Origin of the sequence: Brevundimonas sp. (assembly GCF_041648055.1) — a bacterium.
Classification (GTDB): Bacteria; Pseudomonadota; Alphaproteobacteria; order Caulobacterales; family Caulobacteraceae; genus Brevundimonas.
In genome coordinates this window covers 1,219,191-1,236,913 of sequence record NZ_JBAZPS010000001.1, presented here as the reverse complement: position 1 = coordinate 1,236,913, position 17,723 = coordinate 1,219,191, and the positions used below count along the sequence as shown (strand labels likewise).

The following is a 17,723-nucleotide window of genomic DNA, read 5'->3' as shown; positions in this document are numbered from 1 at the left end:
CTCCCCTCCATAATGCGAGAAGACAGACAAGGAGGAGCGCCCCCAGACCATACCATTCGACAAGCGTTACATGAATCACGGGGCCCTCGCCCCGACACCATCACCCGGCGGCGTGCACCACGGCAAGGTGGTTGCCAGGCGGAATTGTGCCGCCTACGGGCGTGTCTTTCGATCCCCCACCTATGGCGACCGTTCGCATGTGCGAGTCAGCCTTCAGCTCCGCCAGAAGCTCATGCACCTCTACAATCCTGGCGCGAGCCTGGGATTGGGCGACCATGGCTTCTGCCAATCGCTCATAGACGGCCTGGCCGCGCGTAGCGGCAAAGCCCGCCTCCTTCCCTGCTGATGGAAGGGCTTGGGCAAAACATGCAATCTGACTGATCGCATGATCCATCGCGTCTTCAGTTTGGAACAGGGTTTCAGCGACACCCGTCACGGTGCCACGGGCAAGTTCAATACGTTTCATGTTGGCTTCCTCGCCTACTGGAATAGCAGGTTTTGCAACCATAGCGAGAAGTTCTGCACTGTTAAGAGGGCGAGCGCGAGAATCGTGAGCCCAAGGATTGAACCCATCAGCACCAGCGTCCGAAATAGAAGCTCGGGCGTCAGGCCGCTCTGGCCGAACTCGGGCGTTGATCGATTTCCGCTCTGAACTGGAGTGCGTTCGGCGTGGGGAGCCCGCAAACCAGCAGCATCAACTGTCGTGCCGTTGCCGCCCCCGACAACCGGTCGTCCCGAAACATCAGACAATCGTGATGACGGGCTATGGCTATTTCCAGCGCCAGACCCGACCAGGTGTAGGACAGGGCGACCTCCAGATCCGTGTAGCTCCATCGCGGCATCGGCCCATTCGCCGGTGTGGGAATGACCGATTCTCCAGCCTTCATCTCTGATGATCGAGTCGGGTCCAGGCATTTCGCCATTGTCAGCAAAAGCTGCTGGAGCAAATTCATTGTCGGCATGTCTGTGCTCGCCAACCAGAGCGCCCTGACGAGGTGCTTGGGCTTTTGCCGCTTCTCCGGATTGGAGATCAGCGTGTCGATCGCGGTCTCCACATCCTCCCATTTCATGGCGCTCAGCTCGTTGCGCGCGGTCGCTGGCGACCAGTCCCGCGTATACCATTCCGGCACTTGTCTGATGGTCCTCGGCATACCAACCTCCCCCGTTGAGAAGGTCAGCGTGCAGATGATCCTCACTTTGAGGTATCGAGGAAAAACCCTCTACGGGTTCAGTCTGTAGGCTTTCGCCAAACACACGCCTGACCGCGACACGGCTGCTAGAGACGCCAAGTTTCTTGCGGATGTTGGCGAGGTGGGTTTCGACGGTTTTCGGAGAGAGGCCGAGCTCCCGCGCAATCTCGTCGGCCTGAAGATGCCTGGCGACGCCCGATAAACAGAGCATTTCTTTCGGCGTGAGCATTCAACACTCGCTACACGTGCAGCTTGTCTCCACGATTCGCTGACCACCTAGCGTGTTACAGGGCGTTACATTTGGCAAGTCAGCAATAACACAGCGGCGTTGCCACGGAAGGCACTACGACCCCGTCACTGATGTGCGGCACGAAAGAGTGCGGCCCAATAGCGGGCGGCATTTGACCAGGCCCCGCCGGACCGCTTGAGCCAAAGTTAAGGGGTTTGCGGCAATGTCGTCCCGTCAGGAGACGACGATGGCGCGGCAGAACAAAGCCCAATCAGACGACAGCACTGCGGCAGCGCCCGAGCAGCAGTTCCTGCGCCTGATGAGCCACGAAATGCGCACCCCCCTGAACGGGGTGATCGGCATGCTCGGCCTGCTGTCGCGCACCAAGCTGGACGGGGCCCAGCGCGCCTATGCGGACGCCGCGCGCTCCTCGGCCGAACACCTGCTGGGCCTGGTCAACGACCTGCTGGACTATGCCCGCCTTGAAGCCGGCAAGCTGGAGTTCGATTCCGCCCCCGTCGATCTGGAAGCCCTGGTGCGCGGGGTCGCCGAGTTGCTGAGCCCCCGCTCCCATGAACGCGGGCTGGAGATCGCCTGGTCCGTCGCCGCCGACGCGCCCGACATCATCGGCGATGAGGGGCGTCTGCGCCAGGTGCTGTTTAACCTGGCTGGCAATGCGGTGAAGTTCACCGAAACGGGCGGGGTCCGCATCAGCGTCGAGCGCGCGGGCGGACCGGCGTCAAAGCCTCGCCTGGCCTTCATCATCGATGACACGGGACCCGGCATTCCTCCCGAGGCCCGCGCTCGCATTTTCGAGGAGTTCGGCCACGTCGATGCCTCGGACGCCTCCCGCTTCGGCGGCGCGGGTCTGGGCTTGGCTGTCGTACGCCGCCTGGCCGACGCCATGGGTGGACAGGTAGAGGTGTCCGACCGGCCCGATGGCCCCGGGGCCCGTTTCCGCTTCACCGCTGACTTCCCCGTCGCCAAGGGCACACAGCGACTGCGCGAGCTCGAAGGCCGCACCGTCGGCATCGTCAGTCCCGACCCCTTCGTCCGTGCCGCCGCCACCGCCCAGATCGAGGCGTCGGGCGGTCAGGTCCATACTCAGGCTCCGGTCGTCCTGATCGACCACGCCGCACGGCCTGATGGCCACGCCCTGGTCCCGCGCCCCGCCGATGTCCGCGCCATCGTCCTACTGAAGCCGGAGGAGCGCGAGCGGATCGCCGCCTATCGCTCGGCCGGTTTTCACGGCTATCTGATCAAGCCTCTGCGCCGCGCCTCCCTGGCCGAGCGGGTGCTGGCAGCAATCGGCCAAAGCAGCAGCATGACCGGCCTGCGCCAGACCCCTTCCGACGACGACCGCGTTATCCCTTCGCGCTTTTCCGGCACCCGCGTGCTGCTGGTCGAGGACAATCCGGTCGGGGCCCTGCTGGCGACCACATTGCTGAAGCGCGAAGGCTGCGCGGTCGAGACCGCCGCCAACGGGGCCGAGGCCATCGCCGCCCTGAAACGCGCCCGTTACGACCTGGTACTGATGGACATGCGTATGCCCGGCGTCGATGGGCCGACCGCCTCGCGCGCCATCCGGGCCGCAGGCGACCGGACGCCGATCATTGCCCTGACCGCCAATGCCTTCGCCGAGGATCGGCGGGCCTGTCTGGAGGCCGGGATGGATGACCATCTGGTCAAGCCGCTGGAGCTGGAAGCGCTGCGATCGACACTTGCCCGCTGGACGAACCGGGACGTCCGCGCCAAGGTCGCCGTCTGATTTGAAGACGCGGGGGCGTCTGCTGGAGACGCCGACCGAATGAACGACACCCCTGCCCGCATGCCCACTGAACCACTGGCCGTCACCGACACCACGCCCAAGGGTCTGGGCGTCATCAAGGTCGCCTTCCGCGACCGGCGCACCCTGGCCATGCTGCTGCTGGGGTTCTCTGCGGGCCTGCCGATCACCATGGTGTTGGGCACGCTGAACGCCTGGTTGACGGATGCCGACGTCGCCATATCGACGATCGGCATCCTGTCCTGGGTTGGGCTTTTCGCAGCCTTCAAATTCCTGTGGTCGCCCCTGGTCGGCATCCGTCCCCCCGTGATCGGAAAGCGGCTGGGCCGTCGCCGCAGCTGGCTGATCGGCTGTCAGGTCGTGGTGATCGGTGCGCTGTTCGTCATCGCCTTTTCCAATCCCGAGGGCAGTACTCTGGTGCCCCTGGCCATCGCCGCCGCCCTGGCCGCTTTCGCTTCGGCCACTCAGGATATTGTCATCGACACCTGGCGGATCGAGGTCGCAGGACCGGGTGCGCCGCTGGACCTTCTGTCCACCATCTATCAGTTCGGATCACGCAGCGCGGCACTCGTGGGCGGCGCAGGCAGTCTGTTGCTGGCCGACGCGGTAGGCTGGCCCGTCACCTATATGTTGAGCGGCATGCTGATGGGCTTGGGGGTGCTGGGCACACTGATCGCGCCCGAGCCCACGCCTGCACCGCCCCAGGCCATCGCCAAGGAGCGCCTCGGTTCGCCGCGTCTGCGCCAGATCGCCCTGATCGCCACGCTCGCGGCCTGGGCCTGGGCGGCCTTTATGCTGGTGAACTTCATGGTCACGGCATTGACCACCACGCCCGCGCCAAGCGCGGGCGAATTCACCGGCACTTGGGGGCCGTGGATCATTGCCGCCGCCGTCCTGCTGCCCTGCGCCCTGGCCGGGTTCGTGGTCTGGCGCGGCAAGGTCGCCACGCCGGCACCGGGGGATCGGCCAGTCCTGACGAAGCTCTATGACGCCATCCTGGCCCCACTGGTCGAGCTGATGGGGCGGCTGGGCTGGGGGGCGCTGATCGTGCTGGGTCTGATCCTGACCTATCGCATCACCGACGGCGTCTGGGGCCCCTTCGCGTTTCCCTTCTACATGGGCGACACGGGCGGGGCGCTGGGCCACACCAAGAGCGAGGTAGCGTTGGCCTCCAAGACGTTCGGCGTCGTCATGACCATCATCGGTATCGGCCTGGGCGGCTGGGCGCTGTTGGCCATAGGGCGAATGGCGTCGCTGCTGATCGGGGCGGTCCTGGCGGCGGCGACCAATCTGCTGTTCGTGGACCTCGCCATGGGCGCGCCGGTTATCGGCCGCTTCATGGAGGCGACAGGTTTGTACGCTCTGTTCGGTGCTTTTGGCGCGGGCGAGCCGATGGCGCGTCTGATGCTGGCCATCGCGGGGGAGAACATCGCGGGTGGTTTCGCAGGCGCGGCCTTCGTCGCCTATCTTTCGGCCCTGTCCAGCCGGATGTTTGGCGCGGTCCAGTTTGCGGTCTTCACGTCGCTGGCCCTGCTGATCGGCACCCTGGGGCGTGGGGCGCTGGGCGAGATGATCGAGAACCAGGGGTTCGCCCCGGTCTTCCTGTTCGCCGCCGCACTGGGCGGCATCGCCGTCGTCTTCTGCCTCCTGGAATGGATCCGGCTGGCGGCCGAGTGTCGCAAGCTCGACCGCACGGGAGAAACGGTCAGCCCTCGCTGACGACTTCGCCGTCGTAGGCGGCGAAGGTGGCGGCAGTGATGATCTCTGACACCGAGGCCCCCAGGCTGACGATCTGCACCGACTTCTCCAGCCCGACCAGCAGGGGTCCGATCACGGTCGCCCCGCCCAGAGCCTGGACCAGCCGCGTCGAGATCGAGGCGGAATGGATGGCCGGCATGACGAGGACGTTGGCATCCGCGCTCAGCCGCATGAAGGCGTAGTTGGCCCGCGCCTCGGGATCCAGCGCCAATTCCGGCGGCATCTCGCCCTCGTATTCGAAGTCCACGCCCTTGCGGTCCAGGATGCGGATCGCCTCGCGTACCTTTTCGCCCCGGTCGCCGGGCGGGTTGCCGAAGGTCGAATAGGACAGGAAGGCCACGCGCGGGGTCCGGCCCAGGCGACGCACGGCCGCCGCCGCCTGGATGGCGATCTCGGCCAGTTCCTCGGCGTCGGGCAGTTCGTGGATGGAGGTGTCCGCCACGAACAGGGTCCGCCCCTTGGCCAGCAGGATCGACAGGCCGATCATCCGCTCCTTGACGTCCAGGACGCGCCGGACCTCCTTCAGCACCATGTTGAAGTTGCGGGTCGAGCCGGTCACCACCGCATCCGCATCGCCGCGCGCCACCATCGAGGCAGCGAAATAGTTGCGGTCCTGATTGATCATCCGCTGGACGTCGCGGCGCAGATAGCCCCGGCGCTGCAGGCGCTCGTACAGGAAGTCGGTGTATTCGGTATTCTTGTCGGACACCCGGGCGTTGACGATCTCGATGCCCAGGGCGTCGAAATCCAGACCCGCCTCGATGGCGTTCTTGCGGATCAGGTCCTCGCGGCCCAGCAGGATGGGCGTGCCCAGTTCCGCCTGTTTGAAGGCCCAGGCGGCGCGGATGACGGTGGTCTCCTCGCCCTCGGCAAAGACCACCCGCTTGTCCGGCGCGGCGCGCACGGCCGAGGAAATCTTCTGCATCAAGGCCGCAGACGGATCGATCCGGCCCCTGAGCGACGTGCGATAGGCGTCCATGTCCTCGATCGCCACACGGGCCACGCCGGTATCCATCGCCGCCTGGGCGATGAAGGGCGGGATGTACCAGATCAGGCGCGGATCGAAGGGCGTGGGGATGATGTAGTCCGGCCCGAACTTCAGCTTGCGCCCCGAATAGGCGGCGGCGACCTCGTCCGGCACATCCTCGCGCGCCAGCATGGCCAGGGCCTGGGCGCAGGCGATCTTCATCTCGTGGTTCACGCGCCGGGCCCGCACGTCCAGGGCCCCGCGGAACAGATAGGGGAAGGCCAGGACGTTGTTGACCTGGTTCACATAGTCCGATCGACCGGTGGCGATGATGGCGTCGGATCGCACCGACAACACATCCTCGGGGGTGATCTCCGGATCCGGATTGGCCATGGCAAAGATGATCGGACGCGGGGCCATGGACGCCACCATCTCCTTGGTGATCGCCCCCTTGGCCGAGAGGCCCAGCACGACATCCGCCCCGACCATGGCCTCGGCCAGGGTTCTCAGGGGTGTGTCGGTCGCGTGCGCGGCCTTCCACTGGTCCATGCCCGAGGGGCGGCCCTTGTAGACCACGCCGTCGCGGTCGCAGATGACGGTGTTCTCGGCCTTGACGCCTGCCGCCTTCATCAGGGCGATGGACGACAGCCCGGCCGCGCCGGCCCCGGCCAGAACCACCTTGATATCCTCCATCCGCTTGCCCGTCACATGACAGGCATTGATCAGACCGGCGGTCGAGATGATGGCCGTGCCGTGCTGGTCGTCGTGGAAGACGGGGATGTCCAGCAGGTCCTGAAGCTCGCTTTCGATCACGAAGCATTCGGGGGACTTGATATCCTCCAGATTGATGCCGCCCCAGGTGTCGCCGATGTTCTTGACGACGGTGATGAACTCGTCCGGGTCGGTGGTCTTCACCTCCACGTCGAAGCTGTCGACGTCGGCGAACCGTTTGAACAGGACCGACTTGCCCTCCATCACCGGCTTGGACGCCATGTGACCCAGGTTGCCCAGACCCAGGATGGCGGTGCCGTTGGAGATAACCGCGACCAGATTGCCCTTGGCTGTGTAGTCGTAGGCCTTGTCCACATCCTTGGCGATCGCCAGCACCGGAATGGCCACACCCGGCGAATAGGCCAGCGACAGATCGCGCTGGGTCGCCATGGGCTTGGTCGGGGCCATGGAGATCTTGCCCGGCGTCGGATGGCTGTGGAAGTCCAGAGCGTCCTGGTCGGAGAAGGTCTGTTTGTCGGTCAGGTCGGGCATGGTCGGCTTTCGGTCTTGGGAACCCCTCTGTCCTAGAGCCGTGCTGACGCGGGGACAACCTTCGTAAGGACCGCCACACTTGCATTGCAGGCCGTCTGGTCCTTTAAGCGCGGCCAAAGACGCCTCCCCCGCGTCTGACCAAGGATCACGCCATGTCCGCAGCCCCCGCCAAGCCCATCAAGAAAGTCGTCCTCGCCTATTCCGGCGGCCTGGACACCTCGATCATCCTGAAGTGGCTGCAGACCGAGTATAATGCCGAGGTCATCACCTTCACGGCCGACCTGGGCCAGGGCGAGGAACTGGCCCCCGCCCGCGAGAAGGCCCTGAAGCTGGGCATCAAGCCCGAGAACATCTTCGTCGACGATCTGCGCGAGGAGTTCGTGCGCGACTTCGTCTTTCCGATGTTCCGCGCCAACACCGTCTATGAGGGTCAGTATCTGCTGGGCACCTCCATCGCCCGGCCCCTGATCGCCAAGCGCCAGATCGAGATCGCCAGGATGGTGGGAGCCGACGCCGTCTGTCACGGCGCAACCGGCAAGGGCAACGACCAGGTCCGGTTCGAGCTGGGCTACTATGCCCTGGACCCCGACATCCATGTCATCGCCCCGTGGCGCGAGTGGGAGTTCCGCAGCCGCGAGGCCCTGCTGGACTTCGCCGAGAAGCATCAGATCCCGATCAGCAAGGACAAGCGCGGCGAGGCCCCGTTTTCGGTCGACGCCAACCTTCTGCACTCCTCCTCCGAGGGCAAGGTGCTGGAAGACCCGGCGGTCGAAGCCCCCGAGTTCGTGCATCAGCGCACCATCGCCCCTGAGGATGCGCCCGACACCCCGACCGTCTTCACCCTGGGTTTCGAAAAGGGTGACGCCGTCTCCATCGACGGCGAGACCATGTCGCCCGCCACGATCCTGACGAAACTGAATCAACTGGGTCACGACAATGGCGTCGGCCGTCTGGACCTGGTCGAGAACCGCTTCGTCGGCATGAAGTCGCGTGGTGTCTATGAGACGCCCGGCGGCACCATCCTGCTGGCCGCGCACCGGGGCATCGAGTCGATCACCCTGGATCGCGGGGCCATGCATCTGAAGGACGAACTGGCGGTCAAATACGCCCACCTGATCTACAACGGCTTCTGGTTTTCGCCCGAGCGCGAAATGCTGCAGGCCGCCATCGATCACTCGCAGGCGAACGTGTCCGGCACCGTTCGCGTCAAGCTGTACAAGGGCAATGTCACCATCATCGGTCGCGAAAGCGACCAGAGCCTGTACGATCAGGACCTGGTCACCTTCGAGGAAGGCGTCCAGGCCTATGACCACCACGACGCCGAGGGCTTCATCAAGCTGAACGCCCTGCGCCTGCGGGTGCTCGGCAAGCGGACAAAGCGCAATCAGGACTGACGCCTGCCACAAATGATCTCGCCCTCGCCGTGAAATGGCGCCACCTTGGGCTCAGGAGCATGGGCTCCGCTCAATGATTTCAGGACCCTTTGCCATGTCATTCCGCGCTGTTCTGGCCGCCTCGGCCGTATTCGCCTTCGCCGCTCCTGCCTTTGCACAAGACGCTCCTGCGCCAGCTCCGGCACCCGCCGCTCCAGCCGCGCCGTCGGCCGAAGAAGCCGCTCTTCAGGCCAAGGGGGAAGCGTTCGGGGCACGTATGCAGCAGATGGCCACCGAAATGCAGTCGGCCGTCACGGCTGCTGCCGGCGACACGGCTAAGGCGAACGCCGATCTGGATGTCATCGTCGCCCGCTACCAGCCTGAAGCCGACGCCTTCGGTGACGAAGTGGCCGCCTTCATCACGGCTCAATCCGCCACTGCTCCGGCTGAACAGCAGGCTCAAATGGCACAGATGATCCCGATGATCACCGCCGAGATCACGGGCGTTCCCGCCAAGGCCAAGACCGATGTCCTTGCCGCCGCAGCCTCTGCAGCCGCCCCCGCCGTTCCTCAATAAGTTTCGCACGATCAAGGCGGTGGGGTCTGACCTCGCCGCCTTACCGCGATTTCACTTGAGATCGTGCGGGTATGGGCAGAGCTTGAGCGCATCCACAAGGAGCGCCCCGATGATCAAGGCCCTTTCCCTCGCCGCAGCCCTCGCCCTGCTGCCCATCTCCGCCGCCGTCGCCGGTGATGTCCGAGGCCCCTCCGAAGACGCGCTCGAAGCCGCCGCCGAGGCCTTCGAGGCCCGGATGGAGACCTTCGGCGAACGCGCCGAGGCCATTTCCGAGGATGCCGACCTGACCGACGAGCAGAAGGGCCTGCGGATCGCCGCCCTCTGGACCGAATATCAGCCGGACGTTATGGCCTTCACTACCCTGGCCAGCCAGGTCGCCCCCGCCATTGCCGCCGAAGCCCTGGCCGACATCGATGTCGAGGCGCTGGTCGGTGACGCCATGAGTCAGGCCGATCTGTCGGGGGCCATGGCGACGGCGCAAGGCGTGGCCACCAACGGAGCCTGGGCCTCCAACGATCCCGAGCACATGGCCACCTACGGTCTGATGGCCGACTATGCCGTCGGCGAGGCGATGGACTCGATCGACGAAGCCTCGGCGGAGATCGCCGCAGCGACCGCACAGGCCGAGGCCGAGGTGGCCCGCGCCGCCGCCGAAGCGTCTGCGCCCGACGAAGACTGATCCCGCCCCCTTGACCGGGTGACCGGACGGCCCGACAGGGCCTGATATGGCCAGCTTGCCCGTCGATCCGCATCTGTATCTGACCTTCCTGGGGGTCATGGCCGTCATGGCCATAACACCGGGACCGGCCAACCTGTTTTCTGTCGCCAATGGCGTGGCGCGGGGCAAGGCCGGTGCCATGCTGGGGGTCCTGGGCATGAATGCCGCGACCCTGGTCTGGTTCGGAGCGGCGGCCCTGGGTCTGGGTGCGCTGGTCGTGGCGTTTCCTGAAGCCTTTCGCCTGATCTCCGTCGCCGGTGCGCTGTATGTCGCCTGGCTGGGGCTGAAGGCTCTGCGCGGAGCCTTCCGTACGGCTGCCGATCCCGAGGACACGACGGTCCGGCCCGGCCGCAGCGCCCTGGTCGACGGCTTCATGGTCCAGATCGCCAATCCCAAGGCCGTGCTGTTCTTCACCGCCGTCCTGCCGCCATTCCTTGATGTGAACCGCCCGGCCGCGCCCCAACTGGCCCTGTTCGCGGTCGCCACCATCGGCATGGATGTGCTGTCGATGTCCGCCTATGGTTTGGGCGGAGCCGCCCTGGCGCGGCGGATGTCAGAGCGCCGGTTCCGGCGCGGTTTCGGCCTGCTGACCGGCATCCTGTTGCTGGCGGCCTGCGTACTTATATTGACGCGACTGTAGCGGACGATCGGCCGCAGGAACCGGCTTGTTCATGTCCCGTTCAACTATTCTGGCGCCTGTATGATCGCCAAGGAGAAAATTCATGAAGATGCGTATGTTCAAGCCCGTGCTTCTGGCGGCGACAGCTGCGCTCGCCCTGTCGGCCTGCGCCACCGCCACCCCCTATGCCCCCGCCAGCCCCGACAGCCGATACGGCTACTCCCAGCAAAGGATCGAAGGCGACCGCTTCCGGGTCAACTTCGCCGGCAACTCCGTGACCTCGCGCGACCAGGTCGAGATGTCGCTTCTGCTGCGTGCAGCAGAAGTTACTGTCGAGAACGGCGGGGACTGGTTTACCACCGTCAACCGCGCCACTGATCGCGACACCCGCCTGACCGGCGGAAGCGACCCCTTCTATTACGACCGGTATTCGCGATTCTGGGGCCCGTCGTGGCGCTATTCGCGTCGCGGCCTTTGGAGCCCTTGGCGTGAGCCCTTCGGCCCTGACTTCGACGTTCGCCAGATTGACCGTTACGAAGCTACGTCCGAGATCGTCATTGGTCGCGGCCCGAAACCTGCCAACGATCCCAATGCCTTCAACGCGCGGGAAGTGATCGAGAACATCGGCCCCCGCGTCGCCCGGGCGATGTAGCCTTGGATACGACAGGATAAGTCTGGATAACCAGGCTGAACAAAATGGACCGGGCGGCCCCTGCACAGGGGCCGCCCTTTTTCTTTCGCCCTATCCGATGCGCGGCATCTTCATCCGACGCTTGTTGGTGTGGCTGGCGGGAGCTTTGCCCAGGTCGTCGGGCAGTTCTCCCTTGAAATAGAACCGCTGCCAGGCCTCCTTGGCTGCTTCGGGATCACCCGAGGCGAGGCGGCTGTTAAAGTCGCTGCGCTGTTTCAGCCAGGCCTCGTATTGGCCCTGCATGGTCGGATTGGAGCCCAGCGAGCGGATCACAGGTTGGGCCTCCTCGGCCTTCTTGTGCTGAGCGATGGTGATGAAACAGAAGGGCTCGCCCTTGTCGAAGCGGATCTTGCCGGGGCGTGTGAAGATCCAGTTCATCGTGAACGGAAACGGCAGCCAGTCGGTCTCCACCACCCCGACCAGGGCCTGAATGCCGTCCTTGATGTGGTTGGGGCTGCCCTGGCAGGTCATGCTCCAGCCCGGCGGGGTGCGGAACAGATACTGCGGATGCATGGTCAGAACGCCGCGCGTGAAATGCGAGACGACGAAATGCTTCACATCCGGCTCGGGCCGGTCTGGCGTGATGACGATGTCCGACTGGGCCGGGCCGCCGTTCCACTCGGCGGAAAAGCCGAACGGACACAGGATTTCCCACCCCGTCGTATTGGCCATGTTCAGCGGCAGACAGCGATAGGGATGCCGGCTGGCAAAGGCGTCCATCCAGTCGCGCGACTGGCGCCCCGGCACGAGGTCCGGCGGGCGCTGCGACATCGGATAGCATTCCAGTTCCACGGGCGATCTCCGGCGGGTATCGAGGACGGATACATTCCTAGCGACCGATGATGACCCAAGACAAGCCGACCCATACTCCCGCCTATGACCGCGACCGCCTGCTGGCGTGGATGGCCGAACACGACATCGCCCAGACCACCCACGACCATCCCGCCGTCTTCCGTGTCGAGGAGGGGCTGGAGCTGAAAGTCGCCCTGCCGGGAGCCCACACCAAGAACCTGTTCCTCAAGGACAAGAAGGGCAGGCTGTGGCTGATCTCAGCGCGTCAGGACACGGTCATCGACCTGAAGCGCGCGCCCGCCCTGATCGGCTCGGACCGTCTGTCCTTCGGCAATGAGACCCTGATGTGGGAGACGCTGGGCGTCCGCCCGGGCTCTGTCACGGCCCTGGCCCTGATCAATGACACCGACCGGCGAGTGAGCTTCGTGCTGGATCAGGCGCTTTGGGACGCTGACATCGTCAACTTCCACCCCCTGACCAACACGGCGACGACGGCTCTGGAGCAGGCGGCTTTTCGCAAGGCCCTGGCGCTGATGGGGCGGGAGCCAGTGCTCCTGGATTTCAGCGCGCCCTGAAGCGCAGCCTCAGGCCGCCTCGCGCCAGGTCTTGCCGACCAAAACATCGCTCATGGCGGCCAGAAGGGCGTTCATGGTGATGGGCTTCGTCAGATGTCCGTCCGCTCCGGCAGCCAGGCTCTGGGTGACATGTTCGGCCATGGCGTTGGCCGTCAGCATCAGAATGGCGGTGCGTTCTTTGCCCTGATCGGTCTCGACGTCGCGGATGGCCCGCGTCGCGCTCAGCCCATCCATGACCGGCATCTGCATGTCCATCAGGACGATGTCGAAGGGCTCGGATTTGAAGCGCTCCAGCGCCTGCTGTCCATTCTCGACCGTCACCAGCTCCATGGCCGTGACCCCCAGCATGATCTCGATCACCTTGCGATTGGCTGGGTGGTCGTCGGCCAGCAGGATGCGCAGGGGCAGTCCGGTGATATCGGTTGCCGGGGTGATGGGCGAGGAGGCCGCCACCGGTGCTGCCGCCTCGGGCAGGTCGATCTCGAAGATGAAGGCCGACCCCTGGCCGGGCATACTGTCGCAATCCAGGGTACCGCCCATCAGCTCCACCAGCGCGGCGGAAATGGCTAGGCCCAGACCCGTTCCGCCAAAGCGGCGGGTGATCGATCCATCGGCCTGCTGGAAACGACCGAAGATTCTGGCCTTCTGGTCGGCGTCAAAGCCGATGCCGGTATCTCGGACCTCGAATCTGACGCGGCCGGCGTCCGCCGCCGTCACCGTCATCGTCACAGTCCCCTGCTCCGTGAACTTCAGCGCATTGGAGATGAGATTGGTCAGGACCTGGCGAAGCCGTACCGCATCGCCGCACACGTATTTCGGCGCGGAGGGATCGAGATCGAAGACGAGGGCGACCCCCCGATCCTCCGCCTTGGCCCGCCACAGAAGCGCGATGTCATTGACGGTGTGCTTCAGATCGAACGTCGTCTCTTCCAGCGCGACTTGGCCTGCCTCGATCTTGGCACTGTCGAGGATGTCGGTCAGCAGGCGTTCCAGCGTAGCCCCCGAAGACCGTATCAGATCGACCATCTCATGGGCGTTGCGGTCCAGGTGTTGACGCGACAGGGCATCGGCCATGGACACGACACCATTCAGCGGCGTGCGGATTTCGTGGCTCATATTGGCTAGGAATTCCGACTTGGCGCGATTGGCGGCTTCGGCCCGTTCCTGGGCCGCCTTCAGCCGTCGAGCCTGACGCATCTGCCAGACCAGGCCCGCGCCGACGCACAGCAGAAAAATGACCCCGACGGCGATGACCAGCCATTGCAGGCGCGTCTTGGTCCGGGCCGTTTCCAGCTGAGTGCGGCGGTCGTCGAGTTGCTGCTGCATGTCGCCCGTGACCTGATGGACGCCGGCAGAAAAGGCGCGCGCTTCAGCGACATCCTTCTCGGTTGTGAAACGCCGCAGCAGGGCAAAAGCCTCGGCCGGCCGTCCCTGGGCGAACAGGATTTCCGCCTGCACCTCGCTCAGACGCGAGCCGTCGCCCGCCGACGTCTCAAGCCCGCGCAGAACCTCCAGATCGCGCATGGCTCCGTCCACGTCGCCCGTCCTCGCTCTGGCGATCGCCCGCAAGGGCAGAACGTCCAGCGCCAGGAAGGCGGCGTCTCCGAGGTTTTCGCCATAGGGATCCAGACAGGCTAGTACGCCTCCCGGCTGTGCGCCGGCATCGGCGACGAGGGCGCACAGGGCGGCGTCGTAAATGGCCAAGGCGGGCAGGTCGGATCGGGACGCCACCGCACTGTGCGCAGCCGCAAACGCCCGACCTCGCTCCAGATCCCCCATCCGAACAGCCATCTTGGTCAGATTGTACAGGCTGTCGAAATCGGGGCGGGGATAGGCGGGATTGGAATAGTCGATCTCGAACTTGCGAAAGGCCGCGGTCGCGCCCTCGACATCGTCGATATCCTTCAAGCCCATGCCGACCACCTCCCAGATGCCGGCGCGGGCGGTGTCGGCATAGGGATCGCGCGCGGGAATGTCGGCCTGGGCGCGGGTGAGCAGTTGCAGACCCTCGCCGATCCGGCCCTGATCGACCAGATTCAGCGCGACCAGTCGCGCCGCGTGCGCCCGAACAAACCAGTCGTGACCGTGCTCTACATAGTCGGTCATCGCGGCGGCCGCCGCCGCTTCACCCTGATCGTAGCGAATGGTGAGGGCGTTCAGTGCCGCGATGTCGATATAGCGTTTGTCATCCTGGTCCCGGGCGGCAGCGGCCAGACGGTTGTTCCACCGGGTCGCACGCTGAAACTCGCCCTGGTTCAGGATCGTCCAGGTGACGTGATACAGCCGGTTCAATCCCTCCCGGTCCTTACGGGTCGCAGCGCGCTGACCGAAGGTTTCCAGCTCGGCGAAGCTGGTCGAGGCGGCGCGGCGTTCCACGAACCGGGCCAGGGCCTCGGCCTCTGCGGCAGGCGGCAACACAGGCTCCGGGGCCATCGCCGAGGCCGGCGCGGCAACCACGGATGCAAAGAAAATCCTCAGCACCGCCAGAAAGACGCGGTTCGACATCGCAAAAACCCCAACCCCAAGCGACCATCTGACATGCAAGAGGTTGAGCAAGCTTTAGTGGCCGCGCGGTTATGGCGGCGCTCGTCGATTTTGACGGCCCAACGGTCGGCTGCGGTTCTATCGCGCCCCGGACAGTGCTAGAGCCGCCTGCGTCTCCCCGACCTCATTCCAGATACGGATGCCGCCATGCCCGCCGCTCCCGATTTTCCGCCTGCGCCCGATGCGGTGAGGCCTGTTCGCGCCCTGATCTCCCTGTCCGACAAGACGGGGCTGGAGGCGGCGGCGCGGACCCTGCATGAGCTGGGCGTCGAGCTGGTCTCGACCGGCGGCACGCGCGCGGCCATCGCGGCCTTAGGCCTGCCGGTGAAGGACGTGGCCGACCTGACCGGCTTCCCCGAGATGATGGACGGGCGGGTCAAGACCCTGCACCCGGTGGTCCACGGCGGCCTGCTGGGCGTGCGAGACGCCGCCGACCATGCCGAGGCCATGACCGCCCACGGCATCGGTCCCATCGATATCGTCTGGGTCGACCTGTATCCGTTCGAGGCCACGGTCGCCTCGGGCGGCGGCTTCGATGCCGTGGTCGAGAACATCGACATCGGCGGCCCCGCCATGATCCGCTCCGGCTCCAAGAACCACGGCTATGTCGCCGTCTGCGTCGATCAAACATCAGTGGCCGAACTGCTCGATGCGCTGAAAGCTGACGGCACCACGTCGCTGGCCCTGCGCAAGCGCCTGGCCGCCCGCGCCTTTGCTCGCACCGCCGCCTATGACGCCGCCGTCAGCGGCTGGTTCGCCGGTCAGCTGGAAGACGCCGCCCCGGCCCGCAAATCCATCGCCGGCTCGCTGGCCCAGACCCTGCGCTATGGCGAGAACCCGCATCAGACCGGGGCCTTCTATCGCACTGGCGAAACCCGTCCCGGGGTCGCACATGCGCAGCAGGTCCAGGGTAAGGAACTGGGCTACAACAATATCGCCGATGCCGATGCCGCCTATGAACTGGTCGCAGAGTTCCAGGCCCCGGCCTGCGTTATTGTCAAACACGCCAACCCCTGTGGCGTGGCCGTCGGCAACGATCTGAGCGAGGCCTATGCCCGGGCGCTGGAATGCGACGCCGTCTCGGCCTTCGGCGGTGTCATTGCCGTCAACCGGCCGCTGAACGGGGCCGATGCCCGTGCCATCACCGACATCTTCACCGAGGTCGTCATCGCACCGGGTGCCGACGACGAGGCCCGCGCCGTCTTCGCCGCCAAGAAGAACCTGCGCCTGCTGATCACCGACGGCCTGCCCGATCCGCACGGTCCGGGCGAGGTGTTCCGCAGCGTGGCCGGCGGGTTCCTGGTCCAGTCGCGCGACCGCAGCCTGATCAAGCCCGAAGACCTGAAGATCGTCACGCGCCGCCAGCCGACGCAGCAGGAGGTGCAGGACATGCTGTTCGCATTCACCGTCGCGAAGCACGTCAAGTCCAACGCCATCGTCTATGCCAAGGACGGCCAGACCGCCGGCATCGGCGCAGGCCAGATGAACCGCCGCGACAGCGCCCGCATCGCCGCCATCCGCGCCAAGGAAGCCGGGGAAGCCAAGGGGCTGGCCCACTCCCTCGCCCATGGATCTGCCTGCGCGTCCGAAGCCTTCTTCCCCTTCGCCGACGGCCTGCTGGAAGCGGTCGCTGCCGGAGCCACGGCGGTGATCCAGCCCGGCGGCTCCATGCGCGACGCCGAGGTCATCGCGGCGGCGGACGAGGCCGGCATCGCCATGGCCTTCACCGGGGTGCGGGTGTTCAGGCACTGATTTTTGGGGGCGCTATCGCTCGCGACGCGGTCGCTCGCTGAATGAGCGCGATTAGGCGGTGATCCACGTCGCGCGGCTGTCGTTTGGTTCGACAAAGGCTAAGGTTCTGCCATGGACACTCTTTCCACCCGCTGGACCCAGCTTGAACCGCACGCAATCGTCGTTGGCCCCGACGACGACCGGCCGCGTCCGGCGGTGGTCCTGTTCCACGGTTGCGGCGGAATGCGGCCGCATCTCCCGCTCTATGCCGAGGCCGCAAGGGCCGCGGGATGGCGCGCTTTCATCGTCGATTCCTATGCCCCGCGCGGCTGGAGCCGGGCCTATGCCCTGGCCACCGTCTGCTCGGGCCTGCAACTGCGCGGTGACAAGCGAGCGGGAGACGTGCTGGCCGCGCTGAACGGCGTGTCACAAAGGCGAGACGTAGACGCTTCGCGCATCGTCCTGGCGGGCTGGAGCCACGGCGGCTGGGGCATCATGGAGGCGATGAGTTCGGCGCGGACGCCGGGAACACTCGGGGTCCAGAACCCGGGCGAGATCACCCTGGACGGCGTGAAGTCCGTCTACCTCTGCTACCCCTATATCGGCATTGCGGCCCTGAACCGGATGCGGCCTTGGACCCACTGCCCCAAGACCCTGGCCGTCATCTCGCGCACCGATCACCTGACCAGCGTCCGCAATGCCGAGCGTGTCCATGCGATGGTCCGCAACTGCGGAGCCGAGGTCGAGACCTGGATCGCCGAAGGCACCCACGCCTTCGACGAGCCGACCTCGGCCCCGCCCATGCGCCACGATCCCGACCTGACCGCCGAGGCCATCCGCCGCTTCTCGGCTCTGTTGAACGACACGGCCGTCGCGCCCCAGCTTTAAGCCCGCGCTTGCCCCTGCGGGC

15 protein-coding genes are annotated in these 17,723 nt (G+C 65.6%); 10 read left to right on the top strand and 5 right to left on the bottom strand.

From position 1 onward, the window contains the following. Positions 1-100 precede the first annotated feature (100 nt). Together WC585_RS06090 and WC585_RS06085 are read right to left on the bottom strand one after the other, a co-directional pair. Positions 101-508, bottom strand: coding sequence for a hypothetical protein (locus tag WC585_RS06090; protein ID WP_373256724.1), 408 nt, complete (start codon positions 506-508; stop codon positions 101-103). Continuing rightward, entirely contained in the window at positions 481-1,419 is a 939-nt protein-coding gene (locus tag WC585_RS06085) for a helix-turn-helix transcriptional regulator (protein WP_373256723.1), read from the bottom strand. Before WC585_RS06085 ends, WC585_RS06090 begins: the two co-directional genes overlap by 28 nt. Before the next feature lie 247 nt (positions 1,420-1,666). Here WC585_RS06085 and WC585_RS06080 point away from each other — a divergent pair, with 247 nt between their 5' ends. Both WC585_RS06080 and WC585_RS06075 read left to right on the top strand, forming a co-directional pair. Further along, positions 1,667-3,187 (top strand): response regulator, encoded by a 1,521-nt coding sequence (locus WC585_RS06080; protein ID WP_373256721.1) that lies wholly within the window; start codon positions 1,667-1,669, stop codon positions 3,185-3,187. 39 nt (positions 3,188-3,226) lie between these two features. Then, positions 3,227-4,924, top strand: a complete 1,698-nt coding sequence (locus WC585_RS06075; protein WP_373256720.1) for an MFS transporter — start codon at positions 3,227-3,229, stop codon at positions 4,922-4,924. Here the strand turns inward: WC585_RS06075 and WC585_RS06070 are convergent. Then, positions 4,911-7,193, bottom strand: a complete 2,283-nt coding sequence (locus tag WC585_RS06070; RefSeq protein ID WP_373256718.1) for an NADP-dependent malic enzyme — start codon at positions 7,191-7,193, stop codon at positions 4,911-4,913. The two genes, WC585_RS06075 and WC585_RS06070, sit on opposite strands and share 14 nt — an antisense overlap. A 152-nt stretch (positions 7,194-7,345) precedes the next feature. Between WC585_RS06070 and WC585_RS06065 the strand changes: the two genes are divergently transcribed. The 5 genes from WC585_RS06065 (at position 7,346) to WC585_RS06045 (ending at position 11,132) form a co-directional block, all read left to right on the top strand. Further along, entirely contained in the window at positions 7,346-8,587 is a 1,242-nt protein-coding gene (locus WC585_RS06065; RefSeq protein ID WP_373256716.1) for an argininosuccinate synthase, read from the top strand. Between the two features lie 94 nt (positions 8,588-8,681). Next, positions 8,682-9,143 (top strand): translation initiation factor IF-2, encoded by a 462-nt coding sequence (locus WC585_RS06060; RefSeq protein WP_373256715.1) that lies wholly within the window; start codon positions 8,682-8,684, stop codon positions 9,141-9,143. A gap of 109 nt (positions 9,144-9,252) precedes the next feature. Beyond that, positions 9,253-9,822: a hypothetical protein gene (locus tag WC585_RS06055; protein WP_373256714.1), complete on the top strand. Its 570-nt coding sequence runs from the start codon at positions 9,253-9,255 to the stop codon at positions 9,820-9,822. Positions 9,823-9,868: 46 nt separating this feature from the next. Then, positions 9,869-10,501 (top strand): LysE family translocator, encoded by a 633-nt coding sequence (locus WC585_RS06050; protein ID WP_373256713.1) that lies wholly within the window; start codon positions 9,869-9,871, stop codon positions 10,499-10,501. 82 nt (positions 10,502-10,583) lie between these two features. Next, a complete protein-coding gene (locus WC585_RS06045; protein ID WP_373256711.1) occupies positions 10,584-11,132 on the top strand; it encodes a hypothetical protein in 549 nt (182 codons plus the stop codon). A 90-nt stretch (positions 11,133-11,222) separates the two neighbouring features. Here WC585_RS06045 and WC585_RS06040 read toward each other — a convergent pair whose 3' ends face one another. Further along, complete coding sequence (locus WC585_RS06040) at positions 11,223-11,963, bottom strand: DUF6065 family protein (RefSeq protein ID WP_373256709.1); 741 nt, start codon at positions 11,961-11,963, stop codon at positions 11,223-11,225. A 47-nt stretch (positions 11,964-12,010) separates the two neighbouring features. Here WC585_RS06040 and WC585_RS06035 point away from each other — a divergent pair, with 47 nt between their 5' ends. Then, on the top strand, positions 12,011-12,538 hold the full coding sequence (locus tag WC585_RS06035) for a prolyl-tRNA synthetase associated domain-containing protein (protein ID WP_373256708.1): 528 nt from the start codon (positions 12,011-12,013) through the stop codon (positions 12,536-12,538). A 9-nt stretch (positions 12,539-12,547) separates the two neighbouring features. Here WC585_RS06035 and WC585_RS06030 read toward each other — a convergent pair whose 3' ends face one another. Next, a complete protein-coding gene (locus WC585_RS06030; RefSeq protein ID WP_373256706.1) occupies positions 12,548-15,043 on the bottom strand; it encodes an ATP-binding protein in 2,496 nt (831 codons plus the stop codon). A 186-nt stretch (positions 15,044-15,229) separates the two neighbouring features. Here WC585_RS06030 and purH point away from each other — a divergent pair, with 186 nt between their 5' ends. Both purH and WC585_RS06020 read left to right on the top strand, forming a co-directional pair. After that, positions 15,230-16,834: a bifunctional phosphoribosylaminoimidazolecarboxamide formyltransferase/IMP cyclohydrolase gene (purH, locus tag WC585_RS06025; RefSeq protein WP_373256704.1), complete on the top strand. Its 1,605-nt coding sequence runs from the start codon at positions 15,230-15,232 to the stop codon at positions 16,832-16,834. A 111-nt stretch (positions 16,835-16,945) separates the two neighbouring features. Beyond that, complete coding sequence (locus WC585_RS06020) at positions 16,946-17,701, top strand: dienelactone hydrolase family protein (protein WP_373256702.1); 756 nt, start codon at positions 16,946-16,948, stop codon at positions 17,699-17,701. Positions 17,702-17,723 lie beyond the last annotated feature (22 nt).

Excerpts from the sequence above, each read along its gene's own strand:
- WC585_RS06090 (WP_373256724.1), bottom strand. The coding sequence starts at position 508 with ATGGTTGCAAAACCTGCTATTCCAGTAGGCGAGGAAGCCAACATGAAA.
- WC585_RS06085 (WP_373256723.1), bottom strand. The coding sequence starts at position 1,419 with ATGCTCACGCCGAAAGAAATGCTCTGTTTATCGGGCGTCGCCAGGCAT.
- WC585_RS06080 (WP_373256721.1), top strand. The coding sequence starts at position 1,667 with ATGGCGCGGCAGAACAAAGCCCAATCAGACGACAGCACTGCGGCAGCG.
- WC585_RS06075 (WP_373256720.1), top strand. The coding sequence starts at position 3,227 with ATGAACGACACCCCTGCCCGCATGCCCACTGAACCACTGGCCGTCACC.
- WC585_RS06070 (WP_373256718.1), bottom strand. The coding sequence starts at position 7,193 with ATGCCCGACCTGACCGACAAACAGACCTTCTCCGACCAGGACGCTCTG.
- WC585_RS06065 (WP_373256716.1), top strand. The coding sequence starts at position 7,346 with ATGTCCGCAGCCCCCGCCAAGCCCATCAAGAAAGTCGTCCTCGCCTAT.
- WC585_RS06060 (WP_373256715.1), top strand. The coding sequence starts at position 8,682 with ATGTCATTCCGCGCTGTTCTGGCCGCCTCGGCCGTATTCGCCTTCGCC.
- WC585_RS06055 (WP_373256714.1), top strand. The coding sequence starts at position 9,253 with ATGATCAAGGCCCTTTCCCTCGCCGCAGCCCTCGCCCTGCTGCCCATC.
- WC585_RS06050 (WP_373256713.1), top strand. The coding sequence starts at position 9,869 with ATGGCCAGCTTGCCCGTCGATCCGCATCTGTATCTGACCTTCCTGGGG.
- WC585_RS06045 (WP_373256711.1), top strand. The coding sequence starts at position 10,584 with ATGAAGATGCGTATGTTCAAGCCCGTGCTTCTGGCGGCGACAGCTGCG.
- WC585_RS06035 (WP_373256708.1), top strand. The coding sequence starts at position 12,011 with ATGATGACCCAAGACAAGCCGACCCATACTCCCGCCTATGACCGCGAC.
- WC585_RS06030 (WP_373256706.1), bottom strand. The coding sequence starts at position 15,043 with ATGTCGAACCGCGTCTTTCTGGCGGTGCTGAGGATTTTCTTTGCATCC.
- purH (WP_373256704.1), top strand. The coding sequence starts at position 15,230 with ATGCCCGCCGCTCCCGATTTTCCGCCTGCGCCCGATGCGGTGAGGCCT.
- WC585_RS06020 (WP_373256702.1), top strand. The coding sequence starts at position 16,946 with ATGGACACTCTTTCCACCCGCTGGACCCAGCTTGAACCGCACGCAATC.